Source organism: Methyloligella solikamskensis, from assembly GCF_042676065.1.
Classification (GTDB): Bacteria; Pseudomonadota; Alphaproteobacteria; order Rhizobiales; family Methyloligellaceae; genus Methyloligella; species Methyloligella solikamskensis.
Genome location: NZ_JBHTJO010000001.1, coordinates 1,514,651 through 1,526,477, shown reverse-complemented (window position 1 = coordinate 1,526,477; position 11,827 = coordinate 1,514,651). Strand labels below are relative to the sequence as shown.

The 11,827-nt window shown below is 63.9% G+C and carries 12 protein-coding genes; 5 read left to right on the top strand and 7 right to left on the bottom strand.

Features of this window, described 5'->3' with window-relative positions; genetic code table 11:
- Positions 1–21 precede the first annotated feature (21 nt).
- The 4 genes from ACFQ2F_RS07425 (at position 22) to ACFQ2F_RS07410 (ending at position 4,722) form a co-directional block, all read left to right on the top strand.
- Positions 22–1,218, top strand: coding sequence for a hypothetical protein (locus ACFQ2F_RS07425; RefSeq protein ID WP_379087959.1), 1,197 nt, complete (start codon positions 22–24; stop codon positions 1,216–1,218).
- Positions 1,219–1,301: 83 nt separating this feature from the next.
- The gene (gene purM, locus ACFQ2F_RS07420; protein ID WP_379087956.1) at positions 1,302–2,396 is read left to right on the top strand and encodes a phosphoribosylformylglycinamidine cyclo-ligase; all 1,095 of its coding nucleotides are present in this window, start codon (positions 1,302–1,304) and stop codon (positions 2,394–2,396) included.
- 5 nt (positions 2,397–2,401) lie between these two features.
- On the top strand, positions 2,402–3,052 hold the full coding sequence (gene purN / locus ACFQ2F_RS07415) for a phosphoribosylglycinamide formyltransferase (protein ID WP_379087953.1): 651 nt from the start codon (positions 2,402–2,404) through the stop codon (positions 3,050–3,052).
- A 296-nt stretch (positions 3,053–3,348) separates the two neighbouring features.
- Positions 3,349–4,722 (top strand): cytochrome P450, encoded by a 1,374-nt coding sequence (locus tag ACFQ2F_RS07410; protein WP_379087951.1) that lies wholly within the window; start codon positions 3,349–3,351, stop codon positions 4,720–4,722.
- Positions 4,723–4,841: 119 nt separating this feature from the next.
- On the opposite strand, the gene ndk is transcribed toward ACFQ2F_RS07410, so the two are convergent.
- Positions 4,842–5,264 carry a nucleoside-diphosphate kinase gene (gene ndk / locus ACFQ2F_RS07405; RefSeq protein WP_379087948.1) on the bottom strand — a complete coding sequence of 141 codons (423 nt, stop codon included), beginning with the start codon at positions 5,262–5,264 and terminating at the stop codon, positions 4,842–4,844.
- Between the two features lie 120 nt (positions 5,265–5,384).
- Here ndk and ACFQ2F_RS07400 point away from each other — a divergent pair, with 120 nt between their 5' ends.
- Positions 5,385–5,735, top strand: a complete 351-nt coding sequence (locus tag ACFQ2F_RS07400) for a DUF3147 family protein (RefSeq protein ID WP_379087945.1) — start codon at positions 5,385–5,387, stop codon at positions 5,733–5,735.
- 6 nt (positions 5,736–5,741) lie between these two features.
- Here the strand turns inward: ACFQ2F_RS07400 and ACFQ2F_RS07395 are convergent, their stop codons facing one another.
- From ACFQ2F_RS07395 to panB, 6 genes are all read right to left on the bottom strand, one after another.
- The gene (locus ACFQ2F_RS07395) at positions 5,742–6,410 is read right to left on the bottom strand and encodes a hypothetical protein (RefSeq protein ID WP_379087942.1); all 669 of its coding nucleotides are present in this window, start codon (positions 6,408–6,410) and stop codon (positions 5,742–5,744) included.
- A gap of 59 nt (positions 6,411–6,469) precedes the next feature.
- On the bottom strand, positions 6,470–6,931 hold the full coding sequence (locus tag ACFQ2F_RS07390; protein WP_379087940.1) for a DNA polymerase III subunit chi: 462 nt from the start codon (positions 6,929–6,931) through the stop codon (positions 6,470–6,472).
- The gene (gene der, locus ACFQ2F_RS07385) at positions 6,928–8,292 is read right to left on the bottom strand and encodes a ribosome biogenesis GTPase Der (protein WP_379087937.1); all 1,365 of its coding nucleotides are present in this window, start codon (positions 8,290–8,292) and stop codon (positions 6,928–6,930) included. The genes ACFQ2F_RS07390 and der overlap by 4 nt, the downstream gene beginning before the upstream one ends.
- A gap of 47 nt (positions 8,293–8,339) precedes the next feature.
- On the bottom strand, positions 8,340–9,656 hold the full coding sequence (locus ACFQ2F_RS07380; protein WP_379087934.1) for an outer membrane protein assembly factor BamB family protein: 1,317 nt from the start codon (positions 9,654–9,656) through the stop codon (positions 8,340–8,342).
- A 42-nt stretch (positions 9,657–9,698) separates the two neighbouring features.
- Positions 9,699–10,760 carry a tetratricopeptide repeat protein gene (locus ACFQ2F_RS07375; protein WP_379087931.1) on the bottom strand — a complete coding sequence of 354 codons (1,062 nt, stop codon included), beginning with the start codon at positions 10,758–10,760 and terminating at the stop codon, positions 9,699–9,701.
- Positions 10,761–10,913: 153 nt separating this feature from the next.
- Positions 10,914–11,777, bottom strand: coding sequence for a 3-methyl-2-oxobutanoate hydroxymethyltransferase (panB, locus tag ACFQ2F_RS07370; RefSeq protein ID WP_379087928.1), 864 nt, complete (start codon positions 11,775–11,777; stop codon positions 10,914–10,916).
- Positions 11,778–11,827 lie beyond the last annotated feature (50 nt).

The window sequence follows — 11,827 nt, the reverse complement described above, 5'->3', positions numbered from 1 at the left end:
CTTAACGGCAAGGCAGAGGACATGACAAACGATCTGGAAAACGCGCTGCAACAGCTCGAAGCGGGGCTGTCTCCGCCCGATTACGATGCACTCGTCACCGCATTCCAGGGTTTGGAGATCCCCGGCGATGTGGATAGCAAGAGCCTGAAGCGCATCTATGATCTCTGCTTTCGGATTCTCGGGATTGCACCTGACAGCCCGCCGCTGGATTTTCAAGGCAATATGGAGGTCTGGCAGGCAGGCCACCTCCAGGCCTGTGCGGCGAGCACCATTGAAGAGAGCCTCTACGACCGGAACGCCCATACGCGGCAATGGATTCGCGAGATGGAGGAGCGCTACGAGGCCCGGGGCAAACCGGTTCCTGGCGACCTGAACGACGACCAGCTGCCTCCGGAGCTGCATGTGCCGTGGGATGTCGAGACGGCAAAGCGGGAGATCGCTCCCTTTCTCGCCGCCTACGAACGCAACCTGACAATCGACCCCGGCGCCCATTTCAAGCTTTGCTACGACGTGGCCACCCACGGCTATCCGGTCTTCCGAAAAGTCTTCGACGACTGGATGGACAATCTGGAGGCCCGCGGTCTCGGCCAGCCCGGCATGCGGGTAGCCGTGGAAAAGGCGGAAGAACTCGAGATACTCGCCGACAAGGCCGACCCGGTCTCATGGGAGCAGTGCGCCGCCGAGATTCTGCCCCTGATCGACGATCCCCACCCCATGGTGGCGGCCGGCGCGGCGCGCTATCTCGGCGCGCTCTTCGCCGACGAATCGTTTCCGGAGGACGAGGCAGCGCCGAGCCTCGCGGCGTTCATCACCAGCCTCAGCCGCCGCCCGGCGCTCCGCCGCGCTCTTTGCGGCGGCTTCGTGCGCGGATTCGATACCGGATCCTACGGCCTTGGGAGTCTGGCCGCTGACGAGCGGCTCAAAGAGTTCGACCTCGACGAATGGGTAATCGAAGTTTTGAGCCTCGACGAGGACGAGCTCTACCTCCCCAACGTCCAGGCCTTCTGGTTCCACGTCCACGAATTCTACGACGGCGATCCCGGCTTCATCACCCGGCTGATCGATATGGACCGGTCATGGATTGCCATGATGTGCGCGACCGAGCGCCCGGAGCGTGTGGAAGGGATGGAGCCCGTGCTGCACCGTCTGGCTGAAAACCCGGACCCCGAGATTGCCGCCCACGCCGAATCTCATCTCGCCCGCTTCTATCAGCACTAGGTGAGGTCAGCTTCTCCTTGACGGGGCGCGGCTTGGCCGCTTGTTATGCGCCCCTGTCGCGGCGCCATCCTTAGGTACGATCTTTGGCCTCAGACTCCGATTCCCAACGAGACGACGGCTCCCTCACCTATAAGGATGCGGGCGTCGACATCGAAGCCGGCAACGCCCTGGTGAAGGCCATAGGTCCGATTGCCGCCAAGACCAAGCGGTCTGGCGTCATGGGGTCGCTCGGCGGGTTCGGCGGGCTGTTCGACCTGAAGGAAGCCGGCTTCAAGGACCCGATCCTGGTGGCCGCCACCGACGGCGTCGGCACCAAGCTCAAGATCGCCATCGAGACCGGCCATCACGAACGCATCGGCATCGATCTCGTGGCCATGTGCGTCAACGACCTCGTGGTCCAGGGCGCCGAGCCCCTCTTCTTCCTCGACTATTTCGCCTGCGGAAAGCTGGAGACCGACAAGGCCGAGACCATCGTCGCCGGCATCGCCGAAGGCTGCAAGCAGGCCGGCGCCGCCCTGATCGGCGGCGAGACGGCGGAGATGCCGGGTCTCTATGCGGGCGAGGATTACGATCTCGCCGGCTTCGCCATCGGCGCCGTGGAGCGGGATGGGATCCTGCCGAGCGACGATCTCGCTGCGGGCGATGTGATCCTCGGCCTTCCCTCATCCGGCATCCATTCCAATGGGTTCTCCTTGGTGCGGAAGGTGGTGGAGAAGGCGGGCCTCGCCTGGGACGACCCCGCCCCCTTCGATAAGGACAAATCCCTCGGCGAAGCGCTGCTGGAGCCGACAAGCATCTATGTGAAGCCCCTGCTTGAGGTTCACCGCCAGCTCGGCGTGATCAAGGCGCTGGCCCACATCACCGGCGGCGGGCTCACCGAGAACCTTCCCCGGGTGCTGCCCGACACACTCGTCGCCAAGATCGATCTCGACGCTCTCGAGCCGGCCCCGGTCTTCGGCTGGCTGAAGGAAACGGCGAATATCGCCGAGGACGAGATGCTCCGCACCTTCAATTGCGGTGTGGGCATGGTCGTGGTGATCCCAGAGGAAGCGGAAGACTCTGTCATCCACGCGTTGGAAGCAGCCGGTGCTGCGCCCTTCCCCCTCGGACGCCTTGCGGCGCGAAAAGACGGCGAGCCGGTGCGCTATAGCGGTTCCCTCGACTTCGGGGGATCTTGAGGGCCATGGAGAAGAAGCGCGTCGGCGTTCTCATTTCCGGCCGCGGGAGCAATCTCCACGCGCTGATCGAAGCCTGCCAATACGAGCCGGATTACCCGGCCGAGATCGTCCTCGTCGCCTCGAATAATCCGGACGCCGCCGGCCTCCAGAAAGCGGCCGATTCCGGCATTCCAACTCTCGCCCTCGATCACCGGACCTTCGACAGCCGGGAGGCTTTCGACGAGGCGCTCGACCGCAACCTCAAGAAGGCCGAGCTCGATATCCTCTGCAATGCGGGCTTCATGCGGCTGCACACGGAAGGCTTTGTGAAAAGCTGGTGGAACCGCCATCTCAACATCCATCCCTCGCTCCTGCCCGCCTTCAAGGGGCTGCACACTCATGAGCGGGTGATCGAGGCCGGAATGACGGTTTCCGGCTGTACCGTCCATGCGGTGCGCTTGGAGATGGATTCGGGCCCGATCGTCGATCAGGCGGTCGTACCGGTGCTAAATAATGACACGCCTGACACATTAGCCGCACGGGTCCTGGATGCGGAGCACCTGCTGTACCCCCATGCCCTGAAGCTGGTGGCCTCCGGCGCGGTCACCATCGAAGACGATAAAATCGTCGTAAACCATTCAGAAAAAATAGAGTCTGCCCCTTACGACCGGGCCTGATAGGTCATTTGCATCAACTTTCAACCCCGATCGGCGCAAGCGTGGCAGCCATGCCGCACCGCAGCAAATTGCGGCCATCCGCCCGAGCGGCAACATGGACAATCTGGCGTCCAGAGTGCTACAGGACATACAATATCTCAGTAACAGGCCGCCTTTTTTCAACGCTTCGGCAGATGAGTCGGCCGAACAAGAACTTGTCCTATTCCCGCATGCCCTGTGAGGCCGCTTTGCCACCGACAACGGGGCCCCGGGAAAAGAGCTCACCCGCGAGCTTCATGATAAGGGGAAAGGCGTAAATGGTGGATATGACAGTCACCTACGCTCCGTCACATGGATTGGGTGAAGAGCAGAGCGTCTGGTTCAAGCTCACGCCGCTTCTGGCGCAAGAGAACCCGATGCAGATGCTTCTGCGCCTGACCGACAAATACAACGGCGTGATGCCGGTCAATCTCAAGAACCAGCGCATCGTGATCCTGGCGAAGCCGGAGCACGCACAGCGGGTTCTGGTCGAGAACGCCGATAACTACACCAAGTATTTCGACGGGCTGCGGCCGATTTTCGGCAAGAGCATGATCACCATCGACGGTGCGCTCTGGCAGAAGATTCGCATGCCTCAGCAGGCCGCCTTCCACCCCGGCATGTTCGAGGAGTACTTCCCCTACCTGATGAACTCCATCAATTCGAAGATGGAGCGCTGGGACGAGCTCGCCGAGTCGGGCGAGACCATCGAGATGGTCGAGGAGACCTGGACGCTGGCCGCCGACATGGTCTGCCGCGCCCTCTTCGACCGCGAGATGCCGTTCAATCCCCACTTCATCTTCAAGCAGGTGAAGACCTACACCGACGTGGGCGCCCATAAGTCGATCCGCATGCGCCGGGTCAACGGCGAGCTGGAGGAAATCAGCCAGGACGACGTGGCCAAGGCCATGGAGATCTGGGATTCGGTCCCCGACTCGGTGATGAACGCCGCGATCATCGACAATCGCGAGAAAACCCTGCTGCGCATGTTGCAGGACGCGGCCGAAAATCCGGACTTCCCGGAATTCGACCACCGTCAGGCGGTCGACGAGATGAAGCAGTATCTCTGGGCCGGCACGGAGACCACCGCGCTCACCCTCGCCTGGTCGCTCTATCTGCTCTCGACCCATCCGGAAGCCATGCAGCGCATCCGGGAAGAGGCTCACGCCGTCTGCGGCGACCGCGATCCGGAGTGGAACGAGGTTCAGCAGCTCACCTACACCCGTATGGTGATCCAGGAGACCATGCGCCTCTACCCGCCGGTCTGGGCCCTCATCCGCATCGCCCAGGAAGAGGACGAGATCGACGGCCACAAGATCAATCCGGGCGACAAGGTCGTGGTCTGCACCTATGTGCTGCACCACTCCGACAAGCTCTGGAACAACCCGGAAGAATTCGATCCGGAGCGGTTCTCCCGCGAGCGCATGAAGAAGCGGGTGAAATACAGCTACCTGCCCTTCGCGGCCGGCAAGCGCTCCTGCATCGGCGGCGCGCTCTCCCAGATCGAGAACACGCTGGCCCTGGTGCAGCTGCTGCGCCGCTTCACGCCGGAATATGTCGGCGAGGAGGATCCCAAGATCCACGCGACCGTGACGCTCACGCCGAAGGGCGGCCTGCCCTTCCGCATCCGCCGGATCGAGGACACGGCCTAAGCGGGTCTCAAGACAGTCTCAGAATCGAAAACGCCGGGCCCTTCGACCCGGCGTTTTTTGTTTCCGACCGTACACCTCTCACCCCTGGGGAGAGGAAGTCCGGCTCGCGCAGCTTGCAGCTAGCCGACGATCTCTTTCTTGGAGAAGCACATATCGATCTCCTTCTTGGCGTTCTCGACGCTGTCGGAGCCGTGCACGGAGTTGCGCTCGATATTGACGCCGAACTCCTTCCGGATGGTGCCGTCCTCGGCATCCACCGGGCTGGTAGCGCCCATCACCTGACGGTTCTTGGCAACCGCGTCCTCGCCTTCCAGCACCTGAATAACGATCGGGCCGGAGGTCATGTAGGCGACAAGGTCCTTGAAGAAGGGACGCTCCTTATGGACCTCGTAGAAGTCCTTCGCGTCCTTCTTTTTCCACCACACGCGCTTCTGCGCGATCACCCGCAGGCCCGCATCTTCGAGCTTGCTGATGATCTTGCCGGTAATGTTCCGCTCCGTGGCGTCCGGCTTGATGATGGAAAGCGTACGTTCGTTGGCCATGGCCAAAACCCCTCAAAAATCCCTAAACTCATTTGGCGGCGCTTATACCGGTCGCATTTGCCCCCGGCAAGCGAAGCCTTTGCCGCGCCTTGCGAAACCGAAAAATCGAAGAGGCCACCCTTGCTCTACGCCACTTTGAAGCTCGTGATCACCGCCGTGCTGATCGTGATCATCTCCGAGATCGGCAAGCGCAGCTCCGTGATGGCGGCGATCCTGGCGTCTATCCCTCTGGTCTCGGTGCTGGCCATGATCTGGCTCTATATCGACACCAAGGACGTGGCGAAGATCGAGAGCTTCGCCACCAGCGTCTTCTGGCTGGTGCTGCCCTCGCTCATCCTTTTCATCACCCTGCCCCTTATGCTGCAGCGGGGCATGGGCTTCTATCTGAGCTTGGGCATCTCGGTTGGGCTCACCGTGCTCGGCTATCTTGCCATGCTTCAGGTGCTGAAGCGCTACGGCATCGCCATTTGAGGGCAGCTAGTGGCAGCGCTTGATATAGGCGCTCGAAGGCCCGCCCGCGTAGGCTTCGGCCTCGACCTTGTCGTGAGGGCCGGCGGTGGCGATCCAAAGCCCTTTGGTGAAGTTCGGGCAGCGATCGGTCTTCATCACAAACCAGCCTGAGCCCAGCCGGTTCGCCTTGGCCTGCGCCTCCGCCCTATTCCGGCTCGCCGCGGCGATGGCGTACCAGTCGCCGTTCCCAGACCCTGCTCCGGCAGGCGGCTCCTGCACCTCCGCGCCTTTCCAAGCGAAGGCGAGCTCGTCTTCCCGATAGCGCTTCACCTTGCAATCGGCCCCACGAACCGGCGCAGCCCCATTCAAGATCAGCGCATCGCCGACCGCCTCGCCGGCAACGGGATAGGTCAGCGCTCCACATTTCCGGTCGAAGATGGTCGCCTTGCCGCTCACCTTGCCGTCGCCAGCCTGCGATCCCTTGAAGAGCACCGTGCCGCTCTCCACGCCAGCCTTCTGCAGTCCGGGTCGCGGCTCGACATATTCGATCACGACGCTGCCCCCGTCGCAGAACTCGATCTCCATCAGAGAGCCGTTGTGGTCGTAGAGATCGCGGGCGCAATCGCTCGCCAGCGCACCGCCGGCGCCAAGACTCCAGCCCCACAACGCCGCCGCAAAACATGACCATAAACGCATCGCCGAACCGCTCCCAACCCATCGCTTTACAAGAGCGTAGAGCATCTTCGTGGCGCGCTCTACGCCTTCTGCTGCCAGCGGCCCGTCTCGTCCTGCTGCCAGTAGCTGACTGGAATATCCTGGTCCCGCGCGGCCTTCCATTCCTGCCGAGCCTGAGCCGTCGCCTCGTCGTCGCGCCCGTCGAACAGGATCACGACCCGCTCGTAGCCTTCCATCTCCGACAGCGGCGCACCGTCCACCAGGAAGCGGATCGCGGCCCCGTTGGGGTTCTCGTCCTCAAGGGTTAGGAAGATCGGTTGCTCCGCCGGCGGGCCGTCCTCCGCCGTGCCGTGGGGCAGGAAGCTCGCCTGGGAATAGGTCCAAAGATGGGAGTTGAGCTGCTCCAGCCGCTCCGCGCTGCCCGCCTGCACGACCGCCCGCCAGCCCCGCTCCAGGGAGCGCTCCAGAAGCACCGGCAGCACGTCTTCGAGGCTCCGCTGCTCCAGATGATAAAAATAGAGCTCTGGCGCCGCCTCGCTCATCGCCGCGCCCTCGCCTTCCCCGCGTAAGGGTTCTCCCCTTTGCGCAGATTGAAGCGGATCGGCACGCCAGGCATCTTGAAGTCCTCGCGCAAGCCGTTGACCAGATAGCGGATATAGGACTCCGGCAGATCTTTCGGCTTGGAGCAGAAGGCGACGAAAGTCGGCGGCCGGGCATTCACCTGAGTCATGTAGCGGAGCTTGAGCCGGCGCCCGCCGACATGGGGTGGCGGATGAGCCTCGACCATATCGATGAGCCAGTCGTTCAGCTTCGCCGTCGGCAACCGCTTGTTCCAAAGCCGCGCCATCTCGAATACGCCCGCCATGAGCGCATCGAGCCCCTTGCTCTTGAGGCCGGAGATGGGCAACAGCGGCACGCCCTTGGCCTGGGGCAGCAACCGCTCGCACATCTCGCGAAGCTCCTTCACCCGGCCCTGCTTGTCCCTCACCAGATCCCACTTGTTGAGCGCGATGACGATACCGCGGCCCTCGCGGATAATCAGATCGGCGATGGTGAGATCCTGCTTCTCGAAAGGCCGCTCCGCATCGATCACGAGCACGACGACTTCGGCAAACCGGATGGCCCGCAAGGCGTCGCCCACGGAGAGCGTCTCCGCCTTGCCCTCGACCCGCATCTTCCGGCGCAGGCCCGCCGTGTCGAAAAGCTCGATTGGCCGACCGGCCCATTCCAGATCGTTTGCGATAGCGTCCCGGGTGATGCCGGCCTCGGAGCCTGTGATCATGCGCTCCTCGCCCAAAAGCGCGTTCACGAGCGTAGACTTGCCCGCATTGGGCCGGCCCACGATGGCGAGCTTGAGGGGCCGCTCATCGCCTTCTTCCACCTCGCTGCCCTCGCCCCGGGCCTCGCACTGCGCCTCGGCAGCCTCGACGATGGCGGCGGACACATCGCCCAACCCGATCGCATGTTCCGCCGAGAGCGCGATGGGCTCGCCGAAGCCCAACGAATAGGCCTCCATCAGCCCCGGCTCAGCGGCGCGGCCCTCGCACTTGTTGCCGGCCACGATCACCGGCTTGCCGGAATCCCGCACCATGCCGGCGAACATCTGGTCGGCGGGAATCACCCCCTCCCGCGCATCGATCAGGAACAGCACCAGATCGGCTTGCCCGATGGCGGCCATGGTCTGCCGGCGCATATTGCTCAGAAGCTCGTTGCCGCTGTCCTCCAGCCCCGCCGTATCGATCAGCCTGATGCGCATATCGCCGAGCTCGGCGTCGGCCACACGGCGATCGCGGGTCAGCCCCGGCTGATCGTCGACGAGCGCAAGGCGGCGCCCGACCAGCTTGTTGAACAGAGAGGACTTGCCTACATTGGGCCGTCCGACGATGGCGACGGTAAAGGTCATGAATGAACCGGATGAGGGCGGCCCTTAAGCATCGGGACCGCAAGCTGCTAGCCGAGCGCGATCAGCTCGGCCTCGTCGGTGAGGATATACATCCGGCCCGAGACGACAATGGGCGCGATGAGGACGGCTTGGCCGAGATTTATCTCGGTGGCGATCTGGCCGGTGCGGGCATCGGCGCCAATCAGCAGCCCTGCGCTGGACACCAGCCACAGCCGCCCGCCGGCAAGCACCGGGCCGCTCCAGCGGGACGCCTTGGGCAGCTCGCTCACCCAGTTGATCGCACCGTTGCTGCGCGACAGGGCCAGCAGCTTGCCGTGCACATCCACCACGAAGACCGTGCCGCCCGCCAGCCAAGGCATCTGAGTGCTGGCGATGGGCTTGCTCCAGCTCCGCGAGCCCGAGGAGAGCGAAGTGGCCGCCATGCGCCCGCCATGGCTGACGCCGAAGACGATGCCCCGATCGATCACCGGCCGGGCCGGATCTGCAAGCACGCCAGACGCCGTGTTGGCCGCTCGGCTGGTCAGGGACTCCGTCCATTTCTGCTTGCCGTTCGAGGCTTGATACGCTCCCAGATCGCCGGACGGGAACGGCGCGACCACGACGCCGCTGCTCACCGCCGGGCTGACATTGGAGAGCAGCGAGGCCGGCTCCGGGAGCCCTCGCTTTTTCCAGATCTCCGCGCCCGTATTGGCGTTCAGGCAATGGATGACACTGTCGGTGGAGACGAAGAAGATCTTGCCGTCTGAGACGGTCGGCGAGGAGCGGATCGGCTTACCCGTCCGCGTGGTCCACACCACCGCGCCGCTACCCGCGTCAAAGGCGACGACAGTGCCAAAGCCAGTCGTCGCATAGATCCGGCCGCTATCCATCGCAAGCCCGCCGCCGAAGCCTTCCGAGCCGCTTTCATTGGGCGGTGTCGTGGTGGCGGCCCAGATCTTGGCCCCGCTGGAGGCAGAGAACGCCGAGACATTGCCTTCGGCATCCAGGGTGAAGATCCGGTCGCCAGAGGCGATGGGCACGGCGCTGAGCCGGCCCCGCTTGGAGGACCCTTCGCCGACGCTGACCTGCCAACGTTTGGTGAGATTGCCGCTCAGGGCCAGATTGCCGAGGGAATTGCTGGCCGACCCGCCAGGCTGCGGCCAGGCGCTGTTGGTGCGCGCCCCAGGGATCGAGACGGAACGGGAGGTCTCGGGCTGGTAGTCCTTATCCGGGATAACCGCAATGCGCTCGCCCGGAAGCTTCGCCTCTTCCTTCTCGAAGGGGTTCAGAGAGCTGGCGCCACAGGCGGCAAGGCCGATCACGAAGCTGGAGGCGAGAGCGAGCTTGAGGGCGGACTTTCCGTGTGCGCCAATCTTGCGTCTCAAACCTTCCACAGCCACGCGTGCCACCCCTGAAAAAATGCGCCGTTAGTTGGACCCCGCCGGAGGCGTCTCCTCTTCAGAAGACGTGTCGTCCGCAGATCCGGTGTCGTCCGGTTCGCTCGCGCCCTCATCCGAAGACCCGGCCTCGGACGAACTGTCTTGCGCAGGCGAGCTTTCTTCCGCAGGCGCTGTCCCCTGCTCCGGTGTGCTGTCGTGCATCGCGGGTGCATCGTTCGCAGGCGGCGCAGTCTCCGCCGGCGCAGCGGCATCGTCCGCAGCCGGTGTCTCAGCGTCCGGTGCCTCGGCGGAAGGCGTCTCTTCGGCCGGTGCGGTCTCGGAAGCAGACGGCGCAGTTTCCGCAGGCGAAGTCTCCGCAGGAGCAGAAGCGCCTTCGGCCGGGGCATCCCCAGCGTCAGGCGCAGCTTCGGTGCCGCCCGGCGCCTCGCCGGAGGACATCGCGCCCGAGATCACCGCCAACATCACCGTCGTCCGCTCCCGCAGATTGGCCGGCGTGCCGCTATCGGCGAGCAGCGTGTTGAAGTGCTCCTGGGCGGTTTCCATGTCGCCGGTCCGGTAGGCCGACAGGCCGAGGAGATCGCGGGCGGAATAGCGCCACGGGCTGTTCTCCTCGATCAAGGGCTCCAGCCGGCGCTCCATCTCGGCATAGTCAGCATCCGGCAGCCGCAGGGTCGCGGCCTGGATCACCGCATTGCCGCGCAGGATGGAATCGACGCTGCCGTCCTGAGCAATGGCATCGTATTTGGCGATCGCCTCTTTGGTGTTCCCGAGATTGGCTTCGGCCGCCGCGACCTGGAAGCGCGACAGGGTCTCGTAGCCCTGGGGGGCCTTCTCGGCGAGATCCTGGAAGGCCTCTTCGGCCTTCTCGGTGTTCTCCGCCTGAACCAGCTCCATAGCCGAGACGAACTCCGCGCCCGTCTCCTGGGCCTGTTTCTCCTGCCAGTAGACCCAGCCGCGATAGCCGGCCACAACCAGCACGATCAGCGCGGCAGCCCCAAGGATGTAGAAGCCATAGCGGTCCCAAAGGAGCCGATACCGCTCATGGCGGATCGCTTGGTCCACCTCGCGAAAAAGATCACCGTCACTCATGGCCCTACCTTAAAGGCGTTTCCTGCAGCAGATTCTTCTGGTCGTCAGCCGCTTATATCCACTCGGGGCGTATAGTGAAGCCGCCGGTCCGAAGCAAGCCGAGAAGCGCGAAATTCCGCTTCGGGCTCCACCGCCGCCTCCAGACATGCGCCTCTAGCGGGAGGCTGTCTTCGGCTCCGGCTGCGCCTCGGACTCCTCGTCGTCCAGCATGGGATAGGTATTCTCGTCGCCGGGAAACTGGCGTGACCGCACGTCGTCCGCATAGGCCGAGACCGCATTGCGGATGGCATCGCCCAACTGCGCATATTCCTTCACGAATTTCGGCACCCGCGGCGACAGGCCGAGCAGATCCTCCAGCACGAGGATCTGTCCGTCGCATTCGGCGGAAGCGCCGATGCCGATGGTCGGAATCGGGATTTGCCGGGTGATCCGCGCCGCCAGAAGCTCGGCCAGCGCCTCCACGACGACGGCGAAAGCGCCAGCGTCGGAGATCGCGCGGGCGTCCTCTTCGAACTTCGCCCATTCGGAACGACGGCGCCCTTGCGCCTTGAAGCTGCCGAACACGTTCACCGATTGGGGCGTCATGCCGATATGGGCCATCACCGGAATGCCCCGGTCGGTTAGATACTGGATGGTCTCGGCCATATGGGTGCCGCCTTCCAGCTTCACCGCCCCGGCGCCAGTCTCTTTCAGCACGCGCGCGGCATTGCGGAACGCGACCTGGGGGCTCTCCTCATAGGAGCCGAAGGGCATGTCGACGACCACGAGCCCCTTCTCGGAGCCCCGCACCACGGCCTGGGCATGGCGGATCATGAGGTCGAGGGGCACCGGCACCGTCGTCTCGTAGCCATGCATCACCATGCCGAGGGAATCGCCCACGAGCAGCAGATCGACGAACGGATCGACGATCTTCGCCGTGTGGGCGTGATAGGCGGTGAGGGCCACAACGGGCTCTCCCCCCTTCTTACGGGCAATGTCGGGCGCCGTGAGGCGTTTGGTATGGCTTTGGACAGACACCGATCCGCTCCAATCCTCTGCAAGAGACTAGCTTATGCCAGATATGGGGT

What these genes read in the sequence shown, in the direction of transcription:
- ACFQ2F_RS07425 (WP_379087959.1), top strand. Translation starts at nt 22, where the DNA reads ATGACAAACGATCTGGAAAACGCGCTGCAACAGCTCGAAGCGGGGCTG.
- purN (WP_379087953.1), top strand. Translation starts at nt 2,402, where the DNA reads ATGGAGAAGAAGCGCGTCGGCGTTCTCATTTCCGGCCGCGGGAGCAAT.
- ACFQ2F_RS07410 (WP_379087951.1), top strand. Translation starts at nt 3,349, where the DNA reads ATGGTGGATATGACAGTCACCTACGCTCCGTCACATGGATTGGGTGAA.
- ndk (WP_379087948.1), bottom strand. Translation starts at nt 5,264, where the DNA reads ATGGCCAACGAACGTACGCTTTCCATCATCAAGCCGGACGCCACGGAG.
- ACFQ2F_RS07395 (WP_379087942.1), bottom strand. Translation starts at nt 6,410, where the DNA reads ATGCGTTTATGGTCATGTTTTGCGGCGGCGTTGTGGGGCTGGAGTCTT.
- ACFQ2F_RS07390 (WP_379087940.1), bottom strand. Translation starts at nt 6,931, where the DNA reads ATGAGCGAGGCGGCGCCAGAGCTCTATTTTTATCATCTGGAGCAGCGG.
- der (WP_379087937.1), bottom strand. Translation starts at nt 8,292, where the DNA reads ATGACCTTTACCGTCGCCATCGTCGGACGGCCCAATGTAGGCAAGTCC.
- ACFQ2F_RS07375 (WP_379087931.1), bottom strand. Translation starts at nt 10,760, where the DNA reads ATGAGTGACGGTGATCTTTTTCGCGAGGTGGACCAAGCGATCCGCCAT.